This is a genomic window from Vibrio sp. 10N.247.311.12 (genome assembly GCF_041467515.1).
GTDB classification, from domain to species: Bacteria; Pseudomonadota; Gammaproteobacteria; order Enterobacterales; family Vibrionaceae; genus Vibrio; species Vibrio crassostreae_C.
Genome location: NZ_JBFSUV010000018.1, coordinates 41679 through 66665 on the forward strand (window position 1 = coordinate 41679; position 24987 = coordinate 66665).

General features: G+C 45.0%; 20 protein-coding genes and 2 pseudogenes. 14 read left to right on the forward strand and 8 right to left on the reverse strand.

Annotated features, from left to right (window positions below; all coding sequences use genetic code 11):
* Positions 1-36: 36 nt before the first annotated feature.
* Entirely contained in the window at positions 37-876 is an 840-nt protein-coding gene (gene fghA, locus AB6E30_RS10010) for an S-formylglutathione hydrolase (protein ID WP_102320866.1), read from the reverse strand.
* A gap of 155 nt (positions 877-1031) precedes the next feature.
* A complete protein-coding gene (locus AB6E30_RS10015; protein ID WP_004732902.1) occupies positions 1032-2180 on the reverse strand; it encodes an S-(hydroxymethyl)glutathione dehydrogenase/class III alcohol dehydrogenase in 1149 nt (382 codons plus the stop codon).
* 320 nt (positions 2181-2500) lie between these two features.
* Between AB6E30_RS10015 and AB6E30_RS10020 the strand changes: the two genes are divergently transcribed.
* The 7 genes from AB6E30_RS10020 (at position 2501) to folM (ending at position 9046) form a co-directional block, all read left to right on the forward strand.
* Positions 2501-2845: a multidrug efflux SMR transporter gene (locus AB6E30_RS10020; protein ID WP_017061635.1), complete on the forward strand. Its 345-nt coding sequence runs from the start codon at positions 2501-2503 to the stop codon at positions 2843-2845.
* Between the two features lie 232 nt (positions 2846-3077).
* Positions 3078-5375: a formate C-acetyltransferase gene (gene pflB, locus AB6E30_RS10025; protein ID WP_372103425.1), complete on the forward strand. Its 2298-nt coding sequence runs from the start codon at positions 3078-3080 to the stop codon at positions 5373-5375.
* A gap of 428 nt (positions 5376-5803) precedes the next feature.
* Complete coding sequence (locus AB6E30_RS10030) at positions 5804-6379, forward strand: hypothetical protein (protein WP_136999152.1); 576 nt, start codon at positions 5804-5806, stop codon at positions 6377-6379.
* Positions 6380-6709: 330 nt separating this feature from the next.
* Positions 6710-7207, forward strand: coding sequence for a 2-amino-4-hydroxy-6-hydroxymethyldihydropteridine diphosphokinase (gene folK, locus AB6E30_RS10035; protein ID WP_372103427.1), 498 nt, complete (start codon positions 6710-6712; stop codon positions 7205-7207).
* Positions 7208-7304: 97 nt separating this feature from the next.
* Positions 7305-7676 carry a dihydroneopterin triphosphate 2'-epimerase gene (gene folX / locus AB6E30_RS10040; RefSeq protein WP_017067658.1) on the forward strand — a complete coding sequence of 124 codons (372 nt, stop codon included), beginning with the start codon at positions 7305-7307 and terminating at the stop codon, positions 7674-7676.
* A gap of 18 nt (positions 7677-7694) precedes the next feature.
* Positions 7695-8333 carry a GTP cyclohydrolase I FolE gene (gene folE, locus AB6E30_RS10045; protein ID WP_048611743.1) on the forward strand — a complete coding sequence of 213 codons (639 nt, stop codon included), beginning with the start codon at positions 7695-7697 and terminating at the stop codon, positions 8331-8333.
* A complete protein-coding gene (folM, locus tag AB6E30_RS10050; RefSeq protein WP_372103430.1) occupies positions 8330-9046 on the forward strand; it encodes a dihydromonapterin reductase in 717 nt (238 codons plus the stop codon). Before folE ends, folM begins: the two co-directional genes overlap by 4 nt.
* Before the next feature lie 104 nt (positions 9047-9150).
* On the opposite strand, the gene AB6E30_RS10055 is transcribed toward folM, so the two are convergent.
* Positions 9151-10071, reverse strand: a complete 921-nt coding sequence (locus AB6E30_RS10055) for a helix-turn-helix domain-containing protein (RefSeq protein ID WP_017061644.1) — start codon at positions 10069-10071, stop codon at positions 9151-9153.
* A gap of 200 nt (positions 10072-10271) precedes the next feature.
* Here AB6E30_RS10055 and AB6E30_RS10060 point away from each other — a divergent pair, with 200 nt between their 5' ends.
* Genes AB6E30_RS10060 through eat form a run of 3 tightly spaced genes read left to right on the forward strand, consistent with a single transcriptional unit; the run spans position 10272 to position 13968 of the window.
* Positions 10272-11684, forward strand: coding sequence for an ethanolamine ammonia-lyase subunit EutB (locus AB6E30_RS10060; protein WP_017061645.1), 1413 nt, complete (start codon positions 10272-10274; stop codon positions 11682-11684).
* A complete protein-coding gene (eutC, locus tag AB6E30_RS10065) occupies positions 11677-12546 on the forward strand; it encodes an ethanolamine ammonia-lyase subunit EutC (RefSeq protein WP_372103432.1) in 870 nt (289 codons plus the stop codon). Before AB6E30_RS10060 ends, eutC begins: the two co-directional genes overlap by 8 nt.
* 24 nt (positions 12547-12570) lie before the next feature.
* Positions 12571-13968, forward strand: coding sequence for an ethanolamine permease (eat, locus tag AB6E30_RS10070; protein WP_017061647.1), 1398 nt, complete (start codon positions 12571-12573; stop codon positions 13966-13968).
* A gap of 408 nt (positions 13969-14376) precedes the next feature.
* Here the strand turns inward: eat and mpaA are convergent, their stop codons facing one another.
* Positions 14377-15084 (reverse strand): murein tripeptide amidase MpaA, encoded by a 708-nt coding sequence (gene mpaA, locus AB6E30_RS10075; protein WP_372103435.1) that lies wholly within the window; start codon positions 15082-15084, stop codon positions 14377-14379.
* A 173-nt stretch (positions 15085-15257) separates the two neighbouring features.
* Here mpaA and AB6E30_RS10080 point away from each other — a divergent pair, with 173 nt between their 5' ends.
* The 4 genes and pseudogenes from AB6E30_RS10080 to AB6E30_RS10095 all read left to right on the forward strand — a co-directional run bounded on the left by AB6E30_RS10080 (position 15258) and on the right by AB6E30_RS10095 (position 19487).
* Entirely contained in the window at positions 15258-16883 is a 1626-nt protein-coding gene (locus AB6E30_RS10080) for an ABC transporter substrate-binding protein (protein ID WP_372103438.1), read from the forward strand.
* A 170-nt stretch (positions 16884-17053) separates the two neighbouring features.
* Positions 17054-17539 (forward strand): annotated as a pseudogene (locus tag AB6E30_RS10085) (LysR family transcriptional regulator); the annotation flags it as partial.
* 10 nt (positions 17540-17549) lie between these two features.
* Positions 17550-17773, forward strand: a pseudogene (locus AB6E30_RS10090) (GGDEF domain-containing protein); the annotation flags it as partial.
* A 208-nt stretch (positions 17774-17981) separates the two neighbouring features.
* The gene (locus tag AB6E30_RS10095; RefSeq protein ID WP_372056327.1) at positions 17982-19487 is read left to right on the forward strand and encodes a putative bifunctional diguanylate cyclase/phosphodiesterase; all 1506 of its coding nucleotides are present in this window, start codon (positions 17982-17984) and stop codon (positions 19485-19487) included.
* 157 nt (positions 19488-19644) lie between these two features.
* On the opposite strand, the gene AB6E30_RS10100 is transcribed toward AB6E30_RS10095, so the two are convergent.
* From AB6E30_RS10100 to AB6E30_RS10115, 4 genes are all read right to left on the reverse strand, one after another.
* Positions 19645-21060, reverse strand: a complete 1416-nt coding sequence (locus AB6E30_RS10100; RefSeq protein WP_372103441.1) for a fructose-specific PTS transporter subunit EIIC — start codon at positions 21058-21060, stop codon at positions 19645-19647.
* 13 nt (positions 21061-21073) lie between these two features.
* Positions 21074-21514, reverse strand: a complete 441-nt coding sequence (locus AB6E30_RS10105) for a PTS sugar transporter subunit IIA (RefSeq protein WP_372103444.1) — start codon at positions 21512-21514, stop codon at positions 21074-21076.
* 248 nt (positions 21515-21762) lie between these two features.
* On the reverse strand, positions 21763-22980 hold the full coding sequence (gene manA / locus AB6E30_RS10110) for a mannose-6-phosphate isomerase, class I (RefSeq protein ID WP_372103447.1): 1218 nt from the start codon (positions 22978-22980) through the stop codon (positions 21763-21765).
* A 94-nt stretch (positions 22981-23074) separates the two neighbouring features.
* Positions 23075-24979, reverse strand: coding sequence for a fructose-specific PTS transporter subunit EIIC (locus AB6E30_RS10115; protein WP_372103450.1), 1905 nt, complete (start codon positions 24977-24979; stop codon positions 23075-23077).
* Between the last annotated feature and the right edge of the window lie 8 nt (positions 24980-24987).

The window sequence follows — 24987 nt, forward strand, 5'->3', positions numbered from 1 at the left end:
CCTTGTGTTTACAAAGTGCGGGCTAAATTCATCTGGCTACTTGTTTAAGTAAGCAGCGTGGAACTCAATGTGTTCATCAATAAAGCTAGAGATGAAGTAGTAGCTGTGGTCGTAACCAGGCTGCATACGTAGATCTAAATCGGCATTGGTTACCTTAGCGGCTTCGACTAATTGCTCAGGCTTAAGCTGCTCAATCAGGAAGTTATCGGCTTCGCCTTGGTCGACCAACATTGGCAGCTTAGTGCCTTTGGCTTTTAGAAGCTCAGAGGCGTCGTACTGCTTCCACTCTTCAATATCTAAGCCCAAGTATTGGTTAAATGCTTTTTGGCCCCAAGGGCATTGCATTGGGTTACTGATTGGGCTAAATGCAGAGATAGAACGGTAGCTATCTTCGTTTTTAATGCCAATCGTTAGGGCACCATGTCCGCCCATGCTGTGACCAGAAATCGATTTTACGGATGTAACAGGGAAGAACGACTCAATTAATGCAGGGAGCTCTGTTACCACGTAATCGTACATGTGGTAATGGCTGTCCCATGGCGCTTGAGTGGCATTCACATAGAAGCCTGCACCTTGGCCGAGATCGTAATTTTCATCGTCGGCAACACCTTCGCCACGTGGGCTAGTGTCTGGTGCAACAATCGCGATGCCTTGCTCAGCCGCGGCTTTGAACGCGCCGGCTTTTTGCATGAAGTTTTCATCGGTACAGGTTAAGCCTGATAACCAATACAAAACAGGAACTGGGTTTTCTTTGCTTGCGTTAGGCGGCAAGAAAATCGCAAAACGCATGTTGCAGTCAAGCGTTGCAGAAAAGTGGGTGTATTGTTTGTGCCAACCACCAGCAACCTTTGCTTGGCTAATGTTTTCGATTGTCATCTATTGTGCTCCGTTAGGTTGATGGTTTTGGGGAATAACATGTCTATATCATTTAAAGTTTCACCACCCACCGGGCAGGAGGTGGTGAAGACAGTTTGTTGCTATTCATTTGTAGCTGTGGCCTCGATGCTCGAAAGAATCGAGGCCAAGATGTGTTACTTATCCATGTGTAGAACAGTACGGATAGATTCACCTTTGTGCATTAGGTCGAATGCTTCGTTAACGTCTTGCAGACCCATAGTGTGAGTAATGAACTCTTGAAGACCAAACTCACCTGCCATGTAGCGGTTAACGATTTCTGGAAGCTCAGAGCGGCCTTTAACACCACCGAAAGCAGAACCACGCCATACGCGACCAGTCACTAGTTGGAATGGACGAGTTGAGATCTCTTGACCTGCGCCTGCAACACCGATGATTACAGATTCGCCCCAACCTTTGTGGCAGCACTCAAGTGCTTGACGCATCACGTTTACGTTACCGATACACTCGAAAGAGTACTCAACACCACCGTCTGTCATCTCTACGATAACGTCTTGGATTGGCTTGTCGAATTTAGTTGGGTTGATGCAGTCTGTCGCGCCAAGCTGTTTTGCTAGCTCGAATTTGCTCTCGTTGATATCTACACCGATGATGCGGTTAGCACCAGCCATGCGAGCACCAATGATTGCAGAAAGACCGATACCGCCTAGGCCGAATACAGCAACGTTGTCGCCTTTTTCAACTTTAGCTGTGTTAAGTACCGCGCCCATGCCTGTTGTTACACCACAACCTAGAAGACAAACTTCTTCAAGTGGTGCTTCTTTGCTTACTTTCGCTAGAGAGATTTCTGGAAGTACTGTGTACTCAGAGAAAGTCGAGCAGCCCATGTAATGGAAAATCGTTTCGCCATTGATAGAGAAGCGGCTTGTACCGTCTGGCATTAGGCCTTTACCTTGCGTTTCACGAACGGCTTGGCATAGGTTAGTTTTACCAGATTTACAGAACTTACATTCGCCACATTCAGCTGTGTAAAGTGGGATAACGTGGTCGCCAATCTCAACACTTGTAACGCCTTCGCCGATCATCTCAACGATACCGCCACCTTCGTGACCAAGAATTGAAGGGAAGATACCTTCTGGATCGTCACCTGATAATGTGAATGCGTCAGTGTGACAAACACCAGTAGCAACGATGCGAACTAGAACCTCACCAGCTTTAGGAAGTTGTACATCAACTTCTTCCATTTTTAGTGGCTCGCCAGCTGCCCATGCAACCATTGCTTTTGATTTGATATGCGTTTGACCAGGTTTAATTTCGATTGTCATTGGATGTTTCCTATATGTCAGTACAGCGGATAACTGTGCAATTAAATTCAACCCGTTAAGCGTAGTTGAGCTTAATTGTTTCCGCTCTCTCGTTTTGTTGGAGCTAGTATAGGTGTGAGTGCATGTTTTGATAATCCCCTTAAATAGAAAATGATTATTACTTATTTGTAATAATAGAGCATTTAGGTTCCTCGTGTTAACCGAAAGTCACACTTAAGAATTATTAAGGTACGTCATAATAATTGCTTACTGAAAATCACATGAATTGGAAATAAAACTACAATATTCTGAGCGCCGTATTTAATGTTGTGGACTCATACATGCTTTTATCTCTTCCGCCTCCAGTGATGCTGTCACTTGCCATCGTGCTTGAAGTTGTCGCGACTTCTTTATTGCCTAAAACGCAGCAATTTACTTCCCTTCCTGCGACCGCCGCAGTACTCGTCGGTTATGGCTTTGCTTTTTATCTGTTGTCTCTCACGGTTCAAACCATGTCTTTGGGTGTGGCGTATGCGATTTGGTGTGGCGCAGGGATAGTGTTGGTCGCGGCGTTGTCTTGGTTGGTCTACGGGCAAAAGCTAGACATCTACGCGATCATTGGCATCGCTTTGATTCTGTCTGGTGTGGTGGTCATTAACCTGTTTTCAACGTCGGTGAGTCACTAAGAGTCTATTTCCTACTTCTGAAGGAACAAACTAATTGGAATCTAGAGTAGTTAGCCTTCAACTTAAGGTATTGAATATAATATAGTAATTCCAATAAATGCATTTTGTGCATGTATTTTATGAAAACAGCTCACTTTACTCATAGATTGGTCGGTTTAGTATAGCCAGCAGAAACCAATGATTATAAATAATCATAGATATTATCTTTTTATCAATAACTTAGGGGGTCATTATGACTATTCCGACAACCGATATGATGGAAGCTTGGACGGGATTTCAAGCTGGCGACTGGCAAACATCCGTTAATGCACGTGATTTTATTCAGCGAAACTACACCCCTTATGAAGGCGATGAGTCTTTTCTTGCGGACGTGTCGGAGTCGACGACACAGCTATGGGAGTCGGTGCTAGAAGGTATTAAAGAAGAAAGCCGCACTCATGCCCCTGTCGATTTTGATACTGATATCGTTTCCACTATCACCTCACACGATGCCGGTTACATTGTAAAAAACCTCGAAAAAATCGTGGGTCTACAAACCGATAAACCACTGAAACGCGGCATCATCGCCAATGGTGGTATTCGAATGGTGAAAACGTCGTGCGAAGTGTACGGTCGTGAATTAGAGCCACAAATCGAAAAGATCTTCACTGAGTACCGCAAAACGCATAACCAAGTAGCGTTCGATCTTTATACCGACGAAATTAAAGCATGTCGCCGTTCTGGTATTATTACTGGTCTGCCGGATGCTTATGGTCGTGGACGCATTATCGGCGACTACCGTCGTCTTGCTTTGTACGGTATCGACTTCCTAAAATTAGACAAAAATGAGCAATTCAAATCGACTCAGAAGATGCTTGAAACGGGTGGTGATTTAGATAAGACATTGCGTCTACGTGAAGAGCTTACTGATCAAATTCGTGCCCTTGATGAAATGCGAGAAATGGGTTTGAAGTACGGCATTGATATGTCTTCTCCTGCTCGTACTGCGCAAGAAGCAATCCAATTTACCTATTTCGGTTACTTAGCTGCGGTTAAGTCTCAAAATGGTGCTGCGATGTCGCTAGGCCGCACATCAACCTTCCTAGATGTTTACATCGAACGAGACCTTAAACTTGGTCTGATTGATGAAAAACAAGCGCAAGAGTTGATTGACCATTTCATCATGAAGCTTCGTATGGTTCGTTTTCTACGCACTCCTGAATACGATTCATTGTTCTCTGGCGACCCAATTTGGGCAACAGAAGCAATGGCTGGTATGGGTGTTGATGGTCGTACACTCGTTAGCAAAACGACTTTCCGTTACTTGCACACATTGCACACGATGGGCCCAGCGCCAGAACCGAACATGACGGTTCTATGGTCTGAACAACTGCCTATCGCGTTTAAACAATACGCGGCTAAAGTGTCTATCGAAACCTCATCACTTCAGTATGAGAACGACGATCTAATGCGTGCGGATTTTGATAACGACGATTACGCGATTGCGTGTTGTGTAAGCCCGCAGGTGGTTGGCCAACATATGCAGTTTTTTGGTGCTCGTGCAAACCTTGCTAAAGCGTTGCTTTACACCATTAACGGTGGTGTTGATGAAAAATCTAACATGCAGGTTGGTCCTCAAGTTGCTCGTATCGAAGATGAAGTTCTCGATTTTGACCGCTTAATGCCTCGCTTTGATGACATGATGGATTGGCTTGCAACGCAATACGTCACTGCGCTGAACGTGATCCATTACTCGCATGACCGTTATAGCTATGAAGCATCGTTAATGGCGTTAATGGATCGCGATGTTCATCGCACAATGGCTTGTGGTATTGCAGGGCTGTCGGTTGTTGCTGACTCGCTTGCGGCTATCAAATACGCGAAGGTAACACCAGTACGTAACGAAGATGGCATCGCTGTCGACTTTGATATTGAAGGCGAATATCCAAAATTCGGCAACAACGATTCACGTGTCGATGATATTGCTTGTGATTTGGTTGAACGTTTTATGAAGAAAATTCAGAAAAGGAACACCTACCGTGAAGCGGTTCCAACTCAATCTATCCTTACGATTACTTCAAACGTTGTATATGGTAAAAAAACCGGTAATACGCCTGATGGTCGCCGCGCTGGTATGCCATTTGGCCCGGGCGCAAACCCAATGCACGGTCGTGATGAGAAAGGGGCGGTGGCTTCACTTTCTTCAGTTGCCAAACTGCCGTTCGAGTACGCTAAAGATGGTATTTCTTACACCTTCTCAATCGTACCAAATGCACTAGGTAAAGATGACTTAAGCCAAAAAGTGAACCTAGCAGCACTAATGGATGGTTACTTCCACCACGAGGAAAATGCAGGTTCGATTCGTGTTGAGGGTGGGCAACATCTTAACGTGAACGTGCTTAACCGTGACATGTTGTTGGATGCCGTCGAACATCCAGAAAAATACCCACAGTTAACCATCCGAGTCTCGGGTTACGCAGTACGATTCAACTCGCTAACACGTGAGCAGCAACAAGATGTAATTAGCCGTACGTTTACTGCTAAGATCTAACCGTAAACTTCAAGTTATACGGTCCTAAAAAGCGCGAGAATGACATCCGTCTCTCGCGCTTTTTTGTGTGTTGAGTATGGCGGTAATTGGAATTACTTTGATTCTGTCTGGCGTGGTGGTCACTAGGGCCTCTAACTTATTTTTGCCCCAAAATGAGTCTAAAAAGCAGAAATTATCCATAAGAATAATTTTGGTCAACAGGCTGTTGGCTAAATTTAGGACCCTTAAGCGTAAAATAAACAATTACCCAGACGTTTTTGTAATTTTATCGACTCATGAAATATGCATCAAGTTGATTTCCTGAGGCATTAACCCTACAATGTTCATGCTTATACCAAATATAAAAGGGAATTAATTCAATGTATTATAGAGCGATAGGGTTGGCAGTAGCGATTTCGCTGGGATTGTCTGGTTGTCAGAGTACTTCAATGACAAAAACAAAAGAGACTAAACGAAGTTATGCTGTTTTTGATCTGAAAGTAGCGGAAAATGTTTCTTCAACAGATATGGCGAAAGCGATTAAAACGGCTCTACAGGCGAATACCTCTTCTGTGAGGATCACGGAAGATTTACCACCTCACCCATTACCAAAAGATGCACCTCGATTTCAATTAGTAAATCCATTCGGTAGTAATTCAACCCTATCAGCATTAGCCGGTGGTTCGGTAAAAATTCCTACGTGTGATGGAGCATTAGTATATGCTCAAGCTGCGGATAGTTCGATGAATTCACATGGTGAAAACACTCAATTTTATACTTGTTTATGGCAATATGAAGATGGTTACCATGTAGATATATATACTCAGTTTGATATCGAGTCTGGGGGGTTGGATAACTTAGGTAAAGATCTCGTTCGAAGTTTTATGGGGGATTCTAGCCAGTTTATTCCTCGCACGATTGCAAGTATTAGAGACAATTTAGGGGCTTTAGATGCAGAAGCAACTCTTGTTACAGCTTACCCTTCAGACTTTGAAACATTAATCAAAGAGCGACAGTCTCAATAGTAGAAATTAATATCTATGTTATGAAGTTCACTATGGTGTGAACTTCATTTCTATTATACAAATTTAACACTGATTATTTTTCCATTACTCCTACGTTTTTTTGGTAAAAACCTAGATCGCACTATAGACTCATTTTTGTCCAGAGCCTTCATAAGCTGAATTTTTACTCGTGGCACTTCCTAGTTCGAAAGTCCCTCTTTCCAACTTAGAACCGATCTCAATATGAGTTGTCGGGAGATTTTCATTTACCCTCCCGACATCAAACGGATACATAGCTGATCTTCCCAGCGACTTACAACGTAAGAGGTTCGTTAAAAGGGAGAAAACAATATGGCCACCGTCTATGTCAGCATCGGAAGCAACATTAACCGCGAACATCACGTCACAGAATCTCTCAAAGCATTGAATAGCCGCTTTGCACCTCTACACATTTCTAATTTCTACGATTGTGAGCCTGTTGGTTTTGAAGGGGACAACTTCCTTAACCTAGTCGCAGGGTTTGAATGTGACCTTTCTATCGCTGAACTGGCTAAGGTTCTGCATCAAATCGAGATAGACAATGCTCGCAAGCGTGAAACTAAAGAATACGCTTCGCGTACGATGGATATCGATATCCTTCTCTACGGTAACGAAGTCGGCATTATTGATGGAGTAGAGCTGCCTCGAGGTGAAATCACCGAGTACGCTTTTGTGCTTCGACCGTTAGTTGATGTTGCCGCGCAAGAACTTCATCCCACTCTAGATATCTCTTTTCAGCATCTCTGGAACAACTTCGATCAGCTGAGTCAGAAAACCGAACTTATACCGTTCGAGGTCAGCTTCACTTAGTCCCTGTAACTGCTTTAAACAGAACGCTTGAGCTTTATTGATCTTTTCCTCTAATAGGCACGTAACTCACTCTACCTTCTAAGGATCGGAAACTGTTATGAATCACAATGCGATTATCACCATCACAAATCTCAGATTAAGAACCTTCATCGGCTTCAACGAAGAAGAAAAAACCAAGCAGCAAGACATCGTCATAAATGCGGAGATCCATTATCCCGCGAACAACCTTTGCCTCTCTGATGATGTGGAGAACGCACTTAACTACAAAAATATCTGCAAAAAAATTATTGAACATGTTGAATCTGGACGGTTTCTGCTTTTAGAAAAGTTAACCAGCGACGTACTCGGTATTTGTATCGACCATTCATGGGTCCGATACGCTCAGGTGAGAATTGACAAGCCTCATGCTCTACGTTTCGCCGATTCCGTCTCGCTCACCCTGAGCTATGAAGCAGAACTTGAAGATTAACTCATAAGGAGCGACTCAATGCTAACCACAGAAGCTGAAAAAGTAAGAGAAGCTTTGCTCGAAAAGGGGCTTGAAACCCCGATGACATCGAGTGAAATGAACCCCGACCAGAAGTACAACCGCATCAAAGGGCTTTTGACGGAAGTTGTCAGTACGCTCGGGCTGGATTTAACCGATGACAGTCTCGCTGAAACACCTCATCGCATTGCAAAGATGTACGTTCACGAGATATTTTCAGGGCTCGACTACAATAACTTCCCCAAAATTAGTGTTATCGACAACAAAATGTCAGTTGATGAAATGGTTAAGGTATCGGATATAGATTTAACTTCGACGTGCGAACATCACTTCATCACCATCGATGGTTTAGCACAAGTGGCTTATATCCCAGAATCCAAGATTCTTGGGCTATCTAAAATAAACCGTATTGTTCGATTCTTTGCTCAGCGTCCGCAGGTTCAAGAACGCCTTACTCAACAAATCCTGGTCGCGATACAGGCTCTGGTTGAAACAGAAAATGTGGCTGTGACGATTAAAGCAACTCACTACTGCGTTAAATCGAGAGGCGTTATGGACGCTAACTCTGAAACCACCACAACCGCGCTTGGTGGCAGTTTCAAAACTAACCCTCAAACTAGAGCTGAGTTTTTACGATGAGTGAAACGATTCTAATAACTGGAGTGGGGAAGCGTTTAGGATTCGCTCTGGCGCAGCAACTTATATCTGACGGATACAAAGTCGTTGGCACTTACCGAAGCGACTATCCCCAGCTGAAAATACTGCGCGACAGTGGAGCCGACTTGCAACAGGTAGATTTTTATCAACAAAGTAGCTTAGAGGGTTTTTTGCATTATGTTGGTCAAGAATATAAGGCGATTCGAGCCATCATCCATAACGCTTCCGACTGGCAACCGGAGAACAAAAAAAATCCCAGTGAAAACGCATTACAAATCATGCACCAGATGATGACGATTCACGCCACCGTGCCTTATCTGGTTAATTTAATGCTCAAAGACCAACTAATGTCTGGCGATAAAACGTCGGACATCATCCACATCAGTGATTACGTTGCGGAAAAAGGCAGTAAAAAACACATCGCTTACGCGGCCAGTAAAGCCGCACTCAACAACCTGACGCTGTCGTTCTCAGCGATGCTGGCTCCCAAGGTGAAAGTCAATACTGTCTCTCCTGCCATGATAAAATTCAATGAACATGATGACGAGGCGTACAAAACCAAAGCTCTGAAAAAAGCACTGATTCCCGCAGAGGCAGGCTTTGAAGAAGTGATAGATGGCATTAAGTTTGTTTTGGCTAGTCACTATATGACAGGAAGGACTTTGCACCTTGATGGCGGCAGGCACTTGAAGTGAAGTTCATGCGTTGTGATCTTGAGGCAGGATAGTCAACTAATCTATTCGTCTTTCATATCGTCTAACTACATTTTTTTAAGTTGTCCCTCGACACTTTTTGGGTTTTAGACATTAGAACGTGTTTGCATGGGCGACTCACCAAACAACTGCTTGTAGCTTTGGCAAAAATATCCCAGATGAAAAAAACCAAAGTCAAAGGCGATTTCATTGATGCACCGTTGTTCGCTCGGATTTTGCAGAATGCGCCGTACCTGGTTGAGACGTACATTTTGTATAAATTGTTTTGGTGATATGCCACAACAGGACTCAAAGGTGTATTGCAGCGTACGGCGACTGACATAAACCGCATCGCACAGTTCAGACACGGTGACGGGTTTACGGTACTGCGAGTTATCTAGGTACTGCCTAATTCGACGCATTGTGTTCTCACGCTGTGAGGCATTGGTTTTTTGCATATTTTGATTAGACGATTGAGCGAACAATTCGACCAACATATCTTGAACAATGGATTGATGAGTTTGAAAAGACCAGCGAGATTGACTCGGGGAGAGTAGTAAGCTCAAGTAAGCTTTTATTTGTTGGGTGTAGTGTTGAGAGCAACCAAGAAAGTGGCTCTTGCTGTTTAATGATTCAATCTCTAGCTGTTGCTGAATCATTTCAACCAGTGAAGGGCTTATGACTAACCCATAAATAGAAAAGGTTTCTGGCGTAAGTAGCTCAAAATCCGCCCCAGCCTCACGGATCAAAATACTATCAGGATTACCTTGTGCGTAATTGATGTGTAAAGGTCTATCGTTAGCACTGATCCCTAACCAAATCCCTTCATTAATACGACATTGCTGCTTGAGTTTTCGGTTGCTGTCTTCTCGAAATAGGTGCACGTGAGAAAATTTTCGTTCACGGATCTGACCTAGAAAACTTCCTTGACTCAGTTGGTCATATTCTTGCTGCCAGTTAAAGAGGCTGGCTGCCTGCTGATTTGCATCAAATGTGTTGAATGTGCACAAATTAGGTGCATAACGCATCAATTCTTCATCCTTTCTCATCATTCCATGACCTACCCATGTGACCCATATTAGTACAGTGTGTCTTTAAGTTTATGTTTATTAATGCTTTTTTATGTTTGCCGATTCTTGATATTCATTCGGTTCAAAAATCGCTTAATTACTCATATATACAAAAGGTTATTGAGCAAGAACTGAACCAGTTTATGAAGAGGGAATTTATGACAGCAGCTTATCGCCGACAACAAGGGCACCTGGTTTTTAACTTTGAGTCGTTAGCAGATCTGATGGCAAAGGCTACGCCAGAGCGTTCAGGGGATGTTTTGGCTGGTGTATCTGCGACTTCTGCTGCAGAGCGTGTTGTAGCTCAGATGACACTGGCAGACTTGCCCCTAAAGACGTTTTTAAATGAAGCGGTGATCCCTTATGAAAGTGATGAAGTTACTCGTTTAATCATTGATAGCCATGATAGAGAGGCGTTTAAAGCGATTGATCACCTTACAGTGGGAGACTTTCGGAACTGGCTGCTAAGTGATGAAGCCGATAGTCTCACGCTTGCAAAGCTGCGTCCTGGTTTAACTCCAGAAATGGTGGCTGCAGTGAGTAAGATCATGCGTAATCAGGATTTGATCCAAGTCGCCAAAAAATGTCGGGTAGTGACTGCGTTTCGTAACACCATTGGCTTGCCTAGTCGTTTATCCACCCGTTTACAGCCCAATCATCCAACCGATTCTCTCAATGGCATTGCCGCCAGTATTTTTGATGGTTTGATGTATGGCAATGGTGATGCTGTGATCGGCATTAATCCCGCAACAGATAATGTACCACAGGCAATTAAGTTGATGAATCTGATGGAAGAGGTCATTCAACACTACCAGATCCCGACCCAATCTTGCGTATTAACCCATGTTACAAACACGATTGAAGCGATTGAGATGGGCGCTCCGGTGGATCTCGTCTTTCAATCTATTGGTGGCACTCAAGGTACGAACGACACCTTTGGTATTAACCTTTCGATCCTTAAAGAAGCAAACGAAGCGGCGCTTTCGCTGAACCGAGGCACCGTTGGAAGTAACGTCATGTACTTTGAGACTGGGCAAGGAACATCTCTCTCTGCCAATGCTTTTCATGGTGTGGACCAACAAACTTGTGAGACACGGGCTTATGCCGTAGCGCGTCATTTTAATCCATTGTTGGTTAATACCGTGGTCGGCTTTATCGGCCCTGAATATCTCTTTGATGGAAAACAGATTATTCGAGCAGGGCTTGAGGACCATTTTTGTGGCAAATTGCTTGGCCTGCCGATGGGGTGTGATATCTGCTATACCAACCATGCCTATGCCGATCAAAATGATATGGATAACTTACTGACATTGCTCGGTGTCGCTGAGTGCTCGTTCATTATGGGGATTCCGGGTTCCGATGACATCATGCTCAATTATCAAACAACCTCGTTTCATGATGCACTTTATGCACGCAAGGTGTTGGGTTTAAAACCTGCGCCGGAGTTTGAGGAGTGGCTAACTCAGATGCAGATTTTTGATGATGTAAAAGATGTGCGCCTAAATGAACGACTCTCCGGCTCATTTGCTGGCGCTCTAGCACAACTTAATGGAGGCCCCGCACATGGGTAAGGTGGTCTCTATGGCAAAACATTCTGCTTCTAAGTTGGTAACTCAAAACCCTTGGCACGAGCTTAAAGGTTTTACATCGGCACGTATTGCACTGGGTCGAAGTGGAAATAGCGTTCCAACTAAAGAGTTGCTTTCATTTCAACTCGACCATGCACAGGCGATGGATGCCGTTCATTGTGCTTTAGATGTGGATTTATTGGTTGAGCTCATCGCTCAATCAAACTCGGTCATTCAACACACTTCTCAGGCACCAATTAAGGCGCACAGCAAAGCGACAGACAGATTCATGTATTTGCAAAGGCCGGATCTTGGTCGTGAGCTTGATGACGTCTGTTGGAATCAGTTGCAAGCCGTTCTTCATTCAGAGTCTCCCCCGTTTGATCTCGCGATAGTAGTGGCTGATGGCTTGTCTTCAATTGCCATTCAAAATCATGCAAATCCAGTCATTGAGCATCTGCTTTCTTTATTAGGGGAAGACGAAGTGCCGTGGCATGTTGCTCCTATTACTGTTGTGAGGCAGGGCCGAGTGGCAATAGGAGATGATGTTTGCGAGTGCTTACAAGCCAAGATGGTGGTGGTTTTGATTGGTGAGCGCCCGGGACTGACCTCTCCAGATAGCATGGGTATGTACCTGACTTGGCAGGCGAGAAGAGGAACAAAAGATTCTGATAGGAACTGCATTTCTAATATTCGCCCACAGGGGTTGGCTTATGAAGATGCGTGTAAGCGAGCGGTATACCTATTGAAGGAAGCTCGTCGGCTAGAGCTTTCAGGAGTCAACCTTAAAGACCGTTCGAGTATCGAGGAAGAAGGTGGTGAGCAGTTAGAAGACAAGCACACAGGCAATTTTTTAATTGGATAAAAGACAAAAATAGAGGGATTTACAATGTCAGAACATCAGGAATATTTGGCGCAAAGACAACTTAAAAGGGGCACTGCTGGGTGGATTTTGCTAGCAGGGTTAGGCGTTTCATACGTGATCTCTGGTGACTTTGCAGGCTGGAACTTTGGTATCGGTCAAGCTGGCTGGGGAGGCTTTCTTATTGCTGCAATTGCTATGGCGGTGATGTACTTTACCCTTGTCCTTTCTTTGGCGGAGATGTCTGCGGCTATTCCCGCTGCAGGAGGTGGCTATAGTTTTGCTCGACAAGCCATGGGACCAACGGGGGGATTTTTTACCGGCTTATCCGTCTTAATTGAGTATGCCCTTGCACCTGCCGCGATTGTCATTTTTATTGGCTCAGCGGTGAATGAACTAATGGGTATCGATGGTCCTCTTGTTTACGCGATCTTTTATGCCATCTTTATTGGTATTCATATGGCAGGGGTAGGAGAAGCTCTGAAAGTCATGATGGTCATCAGTGGGTTAGCCGTACTAGCAATTCTTATGACAGCAGGCGTATTGGTTAGTGAGTTTGATGCTAATAATCTGTTTGATATCGCTCCGGCAACCGCACAAGCCACAGAACTACTTCCTTTTGGTTGGTATGGTGTATGGGCGGCACTACCGTTTGCAATGTGGCTTTTTCTTGCGGTAGAAGGGGTTCCATTGGCTGCTGAAGAGGCGAAAAACCCGGCCAAGGATGTACCCAAAGGTATTATCGGCGCAATGTTATTCTTACTGGTCACCGCTACCTTAGTCGTTCTGCTGCTTGCGGGCGCTGTGGGTTCTGAAGCGATTGCGAATAGTGCCGTTCCTCTAGTCGATGCCTTGAAGTTGACCGGTAATCCAACCGTTGCAACGGCTGTTAATATACTAGGACTTGCAGGACTTATTGCTTCATTCTTCTCGATTATCTACGGTTATAGCCGCTTAGTGTTTGCATTGTCTCGTGCGGGTTACTTGCCTCAAAGCTTGTCGCTTACAAACAAAAACAAAGTGCCTGCTCGTGCTTTAGTGGTGCCGGGTGTGTTTGGTTTTGCTGTGTCATTGACCGGAGAAGGCGACCTGATCTTGGCGATGGCGGTAGTGGGGGCGACAGTGTCTTATGCATTAATGTCGCTTAGTCATATATTGTTGCGTATCAAGCAACCAGAGCTTCACCGTCCATACAAAACACCGGGTGGCATGCTGACTTCCGGCACTTCACTAGTGCTGTCGCTTATTGCAATGACGGGTGTTTATGCTTTTGACCCATCTGCATTCTTTATGACTATGGGACTCTTTGTGATTGGTGGTGCTTATTATGGCCTATATAGCCGTAATAAATTGGTCGCATCGACCGCTGAGGAAGAGTTTGAGATGCTGTCGGTTGCAGAGAAAGAGCTTGAGGCTACTAATTAGATTCAATTTCTAATGGTATTTAAGGCTCTAGTGCTTTGCTGGAGCCTTTATTACACTACTTGTAGTAACTTGCGTGTAAACCCCAATCGTCATCACCTCTAACGATAAATATTAATTTAGAAATAGTGCTGTTTTAGGATCATTTTCTTGGAACGTTTTTGTCCAGACACTTGTCATGATTTTTTATAACGAGTTAGATTCATAGCGACGAGCCCCGAAGTTCATTGATAGTGAAGTTTTCATCGCGCTAATCATGTCGATTGCCTTTCTCTAAAGATAAGTTGAAATGATGCAAAGGAAGAATTCGGCATAGATTATGAATGGGATTGATTCAGTAGACGGAATATATGATTCACTAGTAATTAGGATGAATTACTGTTCGCATGTGTATATGTAGCCTACTCCAGACTAATTTCCCTCACACCCCAACACTGCCACAAACGCATCCAAATACTTCTCTATAGTTAAATCCGCAGAAACTGGCGGAAGTTCTACGGTAATGCATGGCAGGTTTCTTTCCTGACACCATGTGCCGAATGAGCCTGGGGTTTCGTAATCCACGTCTTCAACGAGCGGTAGGTTGAATTGTTTGCTTAGCCAAGTGGCAAGCTCCGATTGGGTTGGGTCATCGACCATGGCGAGAGGTTCGTGGAAAGAGATGACGAATTTTGGCTTACGCTGTTCAATGAGTGTGATGAGGGACTGCACTTCAGGTTCAAGTTGTTCGGCTTGGCCGGTTTTCACTTTTACATCTCTGACTGGTGTGTGGGAGCTCCAGCGATAGACAGTGCCGTTTGCTGTCCAATTTTGAGTTGGGAAGGCACGGTTTAGGTCGACTTGGTTTGCGTTGGCACGTGTTCCTAATTGATTGCCATCTGGGTTCATAGACAGAATCACATCGTGTCGCAAGTTGGCGGCTGGCAAACTTCTTAGTGCACAAGACAAACCTGCGATAGAAGCGGTTTCGTCACCGTGCGTGCCTGCTAAGATCAGCCCGCGAGATTCGCTTTCTACTTGCGCGGGGAAATAGAGCAAGGGTGCGCCCAATACTGACTTTCCATATGTTAGCGGCTTTATTGAAAATGCAGCTCTTTCTGTTCTTGGAATTAAACTCACCTTAATCTCCTGATTGATCAAGTACTATCAAGTATTCACTATTGGCTATATTAGTCATTAACTAAGTCCATTAGATGAACCCCTTTAAATAAACCATAGCGTCAAAACTCGTCAACCGTCGCATTGTTAATTTTATTACTTGCTTCAAAGATAGGCTAGGAGAGCAAACAAACATGGATTTTAAAAAACATTCAACGGCTTTACTCATTTCATCTCTATTGACCCCTTTTATATCAGTAACTGCCGTTGCTGAAACCTTACCTGCTGGTGTTTCACTGGCAAAAGACCAGCATTTAGTTCGCGCGAACGATGCAGAAGCGGCGACGCTTGATCCTGCGAAAGCAGAAGGCCTGCCAGAAATGCACATCCTACGTGACCTATTTGAGGGTTTAGTGATCCAAGATCGCGATGGCAATATCACTCCAGGTGTCGCGGAATCTTGGGAAACCGAAGACAACCAGACGTTTGTATTCCACCTGCGTAAAGACGCGAAATGGTCGAATGGCGATCCGGTGACGGCCGATGATTTCGTGTATGCGTTAAGACGCGCGGTCGACCCGAAACTCGCTTCGCCAAACGTGTGGTATCTCAAGCTCACCAAGATCAACAACATTGCTGACGTAGCAGAAGGTAAGAAACCCGTTGAAGAGCTCGGTATTTCGGCCGTCGATAAGCACACGGTGAAGTTCGAGCTTGATAGCAAAGTGCCGTACTTTGTTGCGATGACAGGTCACACCTCCATGATGCCCGTTCATAAGGCAACGCTAGAAAACAGCGATAAGCCTTGGAGTGACCCTAAGCAGTTTGTCGGTAATGGCGCGTTTGTGTTGGACGAGTGGGTGGTTAACGAACGTATTGAACTGAAGAAGAACCCTAACTACTGGGACAGCTCAGATACCAATCTAACCCAAGTGACTTACATTCCGTTCGAAAACCAAAATGCTTCGATTAACCGTTATGCAGTGGGCGAGGTCGATATCACGTCTGATGTGCCGACACACATGGCGCAGCAGCTCAAAACCAAATACCAAGATGCGTTTACCGCGGTTCCTCTGCTGTGTACTTACTACTACGCGTTCAATACCACGCGACCTCCATTCGATGACGCGCGAGTACGTAAAGCGGTGTCTTATTCGATGATGCGTGATGTCATCACCAATGGTGTCACTCAGGTGGGTAACTTGCCGGCTTATACCTTTGCTCATGAATACACGGCAGGCTTTGATGCGACTCAGCCTGAATACAGCACATGGACTCAAAAGGAGCGCGACCAAAAGGCGAAAGAGCTGTTGAAAGAAGCGGGCTACGATGCGGCTAATCCATTGGATTTCAAATTGCTTTATAACACCAGTGAGTCGAATAAGTCGATTGCAGTGGCTATCGCTTCCATGCTGAAAGGCAATTTAGGCGCGCAAGTTGAGCTGGAAAATCAAGAGTGGAAATCTTACCTAGTATCACGTCGCCAAGGTGATTTTGATGTGATGCGCGCCTCTTGGTGTGGTGACTACAATGAAGCGTCAACCTTCTTGAGCTTATTGCGCTCTGAGTCTTCGGGTAACTTTGCGCGTTATAACAATGACAAGTACGACGTTGCAATGGACAGCGCATTGTCATCAACCAACGAGCAAGATCGCCAAGGATTCTATAATCAAGCGGAGCAGTTACTGGCTGAAGATATGCCTATCGCACCCATCTATTACTACATGCAGGCTCGTCTAGTGCGACCAAGTGTTGGCGGCTTTGCAAAGAACAACGTGGAAGGGCGTATCTATTCTAAGGATCTCTACATCAAAGAGTAATTGCGTTTGATTCACGCGGCGACACACCGCTAAGAACATGAAATAAAGAAAAGGGACGTTGATCATAAATATCTGATCAACGTCCCTTCGTCATTAATCTGTAACGGTAAGCGCAAAAAACTGAAACCTGATTGAAGTATTTTTCACTTTTATTTCAATCAGGTGAAGCCATGTTACCCCCTCTACGTGCCCTTGTTGCGTTCGAAGCTGTTGCCCGCCTCGGTTCTATTGGCGTTGCTGCGCGCGAGCTTTGTGTTACCCAAGCTGCGGTGAGTCAGCAGCTTAAAAGTTTAGAAACCTTTCTCGATACCACATTGTTTGAGCGAAGCTCCAAAGGCGTAAAGCTGACGTCAGCTGCCCAGCACTATCAACCGATTGTGGCAGGCTCACTTGCTCACCTTAAATTGCAGACTCAAATCTTGTTCGGGGAAAAAGAAACCGACGTGTTGAGCCTGCGCGTTAATCACACTTTTTGCCATAACTGGCTGTTACCTCGCCTGCCATCTTTTTATCAAAAATACCCTTTTATCAGGCTCGATATTCAGCTGGTGGACTGGCCATCAACCAATCCTTGTCAGAATGTCGATATCGAACTAACCAACGGCAAGGTCGAAAGCGAAGACACCCATAGTGAGCGACTGTTTCAGGAGCATAGGTAACTGGTGTGCAGCCCTTTCAGAGAAATTACGCTCAGCAATTCAGAAGATCAAACTTGAGCAACAACCAACTCTAACAATTAAGTCTAGTTTTGGTATTAGCTTGCTATCAGAAAAGGAAAAGTGGAAAGACTGTGCGATCGCGCGCTTTATCAAGCAAAGCTAAAAGGACGAAATACAATTGTGATTGAAGAGTCATACCCGGCATCAACAAAAGCGATCGGCAGCTCTTAGTTTGACTAAGAGCCAACATCCACACAAATTATTTTTGGCATGTTTAGCCCTAAAAGGCTTTCGTCGTGCAAAGTGATGACGAAAATCGGTAAATAAAAGTCAAAAATAAAAACGCGAGCGGTAGATTGCGATTTATGTTGGTGCTACGTTATGAGCAATTTATAACATATAAGTCATGACACATTAGACTGAGAGATAGCAGCTAACGATGAACAAGACAAAAAGATATCCGGCCAGCATAGTATTCAGCTACCTAATACTTTCATCTTTATGGGTTTTATTTTCTGATCTCGCGGTTGAATCATTATCAAATGACTTGCGTGAACATGCCTTAGCACAGACAGTCAAAGGTCTGGTATTTATCATTCTAACGTCTGCTCTGTTATGGGTAATGGTTCGGAAAAATAATCGCGATTTAGAGAGCGCCAACGATCTTGATAGTGTCACCGGGCTTCATAGCCCATCAGTTTTTTATCGATATTTAAATAAAAGACTGAAAAATTCTCAAGCCATTGACCATTATGTCCTCTTCTTATTAGACATTGATAACTTCAAATCTGTCGCTGACCAGATCGGATTCGAAAATACAAATTCATTTTTAAAAGACATTGCACGATCTATTGAATTTCCTATTGAGCATCAACCACTTTCGTCACGGGTACATTCCGATGGTTTCGCATGTTTAGTCAAACTCGATGATAAGGAAGATATTGAATCCTACATTGCTCTCGTACATCGTAGATTTAACCAGTGTGCTTATCGTTATGATATCCACGCCACTTGTTGTATTGGCGCTGCTCTATTCCCCTCGGATGGGAATAATGCCAAGCAACTCATGGCATCAGCAACCCACGCCTTAACTGAAGCAAAGAAAAGCAAGGACACGATTGAATTTCATGACCCAAAACTCACTGAGCTTGAACGTCAACGACAAGAAATGGTGCAAGAATTACGTAAAGCGATTGATGACAAAGCGATTGATATTGTGTTTCAGCCTAAATTCAACATTGAAAGTAAATTTGTCGCTGGCGTGGAGGTGTTGTCTCGTTGGACGCATGAGCGCTATGGTGTCGTTTCACCGGATATCTTTGTCGCGCTAGCAGAAGAGAATCATTTTTGTCGTGATTTGACTACGTTAGTTCTAGAGAAGACTGCGTCACAACTTAGGGCTAATGGCTTGCTAGGGAATGCGCTTAATAGTGTCTCGGTCAATATTTCAGCGGTAGAGCTAAATAGCGTTGATGACATGAACCATCTGGATGAATATCTACGAAAGGATCCCGAGTTTGCTCGCTTACTTTGTCTTGAAATTACTGAAACCGCTATTTTGAAAGATATAGATCAGTGTGCGATCGCTGTTCAGAAGTTAAAAAAACAAGGGGTGTCCTTTTCGATAGATGATTTTGGTGTTGGCTACACGTCTTTTGGTATATTTAGCAAATTGGATGTAGATGAAATCAAAGTCGATCGCAGTTACATCAATGGGTTGGAAGATGATTATCGTTCTAGAGCCATAACGTCTGGTATTATTGATATAGCGCGAGGGTTTGGCATTAGTGTAGTGGCTGAAGGGGTTGAAAATGCTCAACAACTGTCAATTTTGAAAATGTTAAATTGCGAACAAGCCCAAGGTTATTATTTGGGCTACCCGATGCCATATAAACAGTTGAAAGAAAGTCTCACCTCTGAAATAGAACCATGTTCAACAACATAATTTAATACTTTTTCATCTAGGCTACAGAGATACAGATGACTTGTATCGAGAAGGATGCTGTTGGCCTAACTATAAGAAATCCCCATTCGTTGACTAGACGAATGGGGATTTTAGTTACTAGGGGGTAGTAATTTTATCTTTTAACTTGTTTCAGGTTTTAGATAGCCACCATAGTCGCGGCTTTCTTCATTGCTTCCTTGGTTGAACACTCAATTACGTTCGCGTTCGCAAAGCGGTGAGCGTCTTTCACTTGAATATCGTGAGCTAAGATAACCAGTCTTGCGTTCGCTACATCTAGGTCGGTAATACGGTTCTGAATACCGTTTTGACCTTGAGTTTCTACCTTAATCTTAAGGCCTGCGGCTAAACCTGCTTTTTCCAGTGCTTTCGCTGCCATGAAGGTGTGTGCAACACCTGAAGGGCAACATGTTACTGCTACGATGTCGTACTCGCCTTCGCCTGCTACAGGTGCTGTTTGAGCTTGAACTGGCGCTGCTTCAACCATGTCATCTTCTGTTTCTACTGCGACTGGTTTCCAGAAGCCAACGATAACCGCTGTGGTTAGCGAGCCAAGTGCAATACCTACTACGTACATTGGAATGTTGCTTGATACAGGTGCAGTGATTAGGCCGCCCCAAGGTGCGTGAAGTAGAACGTCTGTCATGAAGCCAAACACACAACCCACGATACCACCGGCAACGATTGAAGGAAGTACGCGCATTGGGTCATTCGCTGCGAACGGGATAGCGCCTTCAGAGATACCGATAGACCCCATGATTGCTGCAGCTTTACCTGCTTCTTGCTCTTGTTTAGAGAACTTGTTTTTGAATAGGAACGTTGCCAATGCCATGCCTAGAGGTGGTGTACAAATCGCGATGCCTACGCCGCCCATTAGCCACGGTTGTGTGTCTACTTGAGTTTGAGCAAATAGGGTCGCTACTTTGTTGATAGGGCCGCCCATATCAAACGCCGTCATACCACCAAGGATTGTGCCCAGAACCATCTTAGATGCGCCAGCCATTGAAGCTAGGAACTCGTTCATTGAAGCCATGAACAGTTTGATTGGCTCACCGATGCCCCACATTACAATACCTGCAGAGATTAGCGTACCGACAAGAGGGTAGATGAAGTATGCACCTAATGCTGTCATGTTGGTAGAAAGTGGGATCTTCTTAAGTTGAAGCACTACGCCACCGGCAATAAAGCCAGCCACGATACAACCAAGGAAGCCGCCGCCCATGTCAGCCATGATGCCAGAAGAGATCATTGCAGGAGCAAGTGCTGGTTTGTCTGCGATTGAGTAACCAATAAAGCCGCCAAGAATGATTGGGAAAAGAACAAGGCCTTTGATACCGATATTAGAGATGTCTGCCAGCAAGCCGTCGGCCGGAACCGCACCTTTGCCTGATGCCATGACCGCTAACGCCAACAGAACACCACCGGCTACGATGAAAGGTAGCATGTGTGAGGTTCCGAAAAGCAGGTGGCCTTTCATGGTGCTAAGGATTTTTTTAAAGTCGCTACTACTGTTTTTATTATTGGTATTCGTAGCTTGAGTTGTTAGGGTGCTCATAATTTTCTACGCCTTATGAATTAATTAAAATATTAAGGATCTGTTGTTCGTCTTTTGCGTTATGGATATCTTGAATAAATTCATCGCTGAATTTTCCAAATAGTTCTTGTAGTACATAAATATGATGGTCAGCACCGTTATCGGGTGAGGCAATCATAAAAAACACGGTTGGATTAATGCCGTCTTCATCGCCATACTCGATACCTTGACGCTTAACACCGACAGCGATTGCTGGCTCAGTTACTGCCTTGCTTTTTGAGTGTGGATAAGCGATGCCGTCCATCGAGGTAATACTTTGAGATTCACGAATTTCGATGTCTGCCAAGAAGGCTTCTTTACTGCTGATTCGCTTGTTCTCAAATAACATGCTTGCCAATTCTTCAAACAGTTCTTTTTTATTATTCGCTTGAAGGTTGTTATTAATTAAGTTGACGTTGGTTAGCTGTGGGATCATTTATTAACTCATTCACTATTGAAGTTCTTGAATTAAAATTAATGGATTAACCCGATTCGCGAAATAGCAAATAAAAGCCCTTCACTGTACATTTGTACCAAGCAAAATTAAGTGTGATTTGCATCATTCATCCAGTGTGAGATGGGTCATATTTGATGGCGTTTTTCGGTGTTGAAATAACTTTTTGTAGGAACAAAAATGCCCCGCAAAAGCAGGGCATGAACAGTGTGTACTGAGTTCTGAGGGAGTTAGCTGTAAGCGCGCGCTACGCGTCCAGCGCAATCCAGTTTGTAACTCTCAGCATAAGCCGGAACGAATACCGAATGGCCTTTCTCTATCACGCAGGTTTCACCACATTGATGAGTGAGCACCATAGACTCGTCGAGCGGCAATAGGATCTCGGCACCTTCGGTCGTGATCTGGCGTTGATGCGAATTTTGCACGATAGAGAACTTAAAATCCTCGACAGGGATTTGGTATTCCATCACATCACCTTGCTCAATCGGGCTGAGCAATAATCTATCCGCGGGCTTTTCGTTAAATCGTGTACAAGAAACCAGTTCATTCACGTCCATGTACTTAGGCGTTAACCCAGCACGCAGCACATTGTCTGAGTTCGCCATGATCTCTAAGCCTGTGCCCTTGATGTAAGCATGAGGGGTTTCAGCATCCAGATACATGGCTTGCCCCGGTTTTAGGGTAATCACGTTCAATAGCAGCGGAGCGAACAAGCCGACATCACCTGGGTATTGAGCTTCAAGCTCTGAAATCAATTGGAACACAGGTGTATCTGAAAGCTTAGCCTTCATCAGCAGCATGGTTAACGCCATGCCTTTTTGCTCGCCTTCCAGAGACAATAAGCTCGCGAAGAAGCTGGCTAATCCATTGGGCGTTTGGTCGCCCGCGAGATCGTTAACCATCGAATGAAGCTCTGCAATGTCGAGATAATGGAAGTGTTCAAGGATCTCGTTGATCGACCTAAAGCCATTCATCGCGGTGTAGTCGGTTAATGCATACACCAGCTCCGGCTTGTGGTTGGGATCCTTGTAGTTGCGGTTGCCAGCCGTCATCGGAATGCCTTGCTGCTCTTCAAGAGCATAGCCAGATTCGGCTTGCTGCTTGTTCGGGTGAACTTGAACAGAGAGCGCTTTCTCAGCCGCTAATACCTTAAACAGATACGGAAGTTCACCAAAACGACTTGCGACTTTCTCACTTAGAAACAGGTTTAGGTTCTTGGAAATCAGGTTCGACAACGTGGTTTGCTGACCATTGTCAGTGACCATCGAACAACCATTAGGGTGAGCACCCATCCAGATCTCCGCTTGCGGCTCACCAGACTGGTTATCAGTACCAAACAGTTGGCTGAACGAAGAAGGGCTACCCCATGCGTAGTTCTGAATCACGTTAGTCATAGGGTAGAAAAAACGTTGGGCGAACGAATCGTTCGCTAAAGAAAAATCAGACATCGAAATCACCATGAAGGGAAACATGGCTTGAGCTCTACTCGGCTTAATGAAATGCGAGACTAGAGTGGGCTCAAGCCATTGGAGTTGAAATGGCTTAAGCCGCTGCTGTTGCTAGCTTGGCTTTGCGTAGATTTTTAAGTGCGATACAAGTAACCGCAGTTACGCCTGCACCAGACGCCATGCACAACAGTGCTAGCAGTGGGTAGTTCATTGCGCCAAGTAGAGCGACCACTGGACCACCGTGAGCAACACTGTTGGTGATACCAAACGAGAACGCCATTACCGCAGCAGTCATTGAGCCAAGCACGTTGGCTGGGATAACTGACATTGGATCTTGAGCCGCGAATGGAATCGCACCTTCAGAGATACCCACCAAGCCCATCGCGCCTGCTGCTTTACCTGCTTCAATCTCAGAAGATTCGAATAGGTCGAACTTACGGCCAAGTCTGGTTGCGATAGCCATACCAAGGGGAGCGACAGGGATTGCACACGCCATTGCACCCATGAACTGAGTTTGACCGCTGGCAATCATGCCGACTGAGAATAGGAACGCCACCTTGTTGAACGGGCCGCCCATATCAAAGCCGGCCATGCCACCAAGGACAATACCAAGCAGAACCACGTTGCCTGTACTCATGCTGGTTAGCAGTGCAGTAAGAGCATCCATCAGCCCAGCGATAGGTGCGCCAATAACAAAAATGAACAAACCTGCGATGAACAAAGAGCCAGTGATCGGAGCGATCATGATAGGCACAAGCGGTTGAACGAATTTGTGGTAGTTAAACGAAGTAATCCATTTAACGAAGTAACCCACTAATAAACCCGCGATGATTGCGCCAATGAAGCCAGTACCTGCGTCAGCGCCATAGAAAGAGCCGTTGTTGGCAATCCAGCCGCCAATTAAGCCAGGGGTTAGGGCAGGGCGGTCAGCAATCGCGTAAGCAATGTAGCCAGCCAAGATTGGGATCATCAGGGTGAAGGCCACCACACCCACCTCTAGGATTTGGTTCCACATGCTGCCAGCAGGAATTGCCATGCCAGATTCACTCGGCTCACCGCCAATGGCTAGTGCTAGGGCAATCAAAAGACCGCCCGTCACCACGAATGGGATCATGTGAGATACGCCATTCATCAAGTAACGGTAAAGGTCTGAACGTGCTTGCGAGGCTTTCTCTGCAACAGATTGGTTGGTCGGTGCTTGTTCTGCTTGGTAGCTTGGCGCGTTGAGTGCTTGCTTAATCAAGCCTTGCGCGTCTTTGATTGGCGCTTTTACGTTGGTTTTGATAACGCATTTTCCGGCAAAGCGAGCCATGTCGACCTGTTTGTCACAAGCCACCACAATCGCATCTGCGCGTTCGATCTCTTCTCGAGTTGGGCTGTTCTTAACGCCAATAGAACCGTTGGTTTCGACCTTGATGTCGTAGCCAAGAGCCGCCGCGCCTTTTTCTAGTGCTTCGGCTGCTAAATATGTGTGTGCGACGCCAGCTGGGCAGCCTGTCACACCAATGATGAAGCCTTGCTTCTCAACATTGGTTTCTGTCTCAGCAGGTTCAGGTTTGGTAAGCAGTAGCTCTAATGCCGCTTGTTCAGATTGAGCATTCATGAAGTTTTCAATGAAACCTTCTTCAATCAATTTTGAAGAAAGCTCTGCCAGTACTTCGATGTGGTGATTATCGCCGCCATCAGGAGAGGCAATCATGAAGAACAGTTTTGATGGCTGGCCGTCATCGGCGCCGTACTCGATACCCTGTTGATGGACACCGATAACAACCGCGGGTTTGATGACCGCAGCGCTTTTCGCGTGTGGCAGAGCAATACCTTCTTCAAATCCGGTATTACCTTGTTCTTCACGAGCTTTAATGTCGGTAAGGAACTGTGCTTTGTCTGAAATTCGACCTTGTGCGTACAGCACCTCGATCAGCTCTTTAAATACGTCTTCTTTTGAATTAGCGCTAAGCGAAAGCTTAATCAAATTTTGGTTGATCAATGTCGTGATCATAATGAACC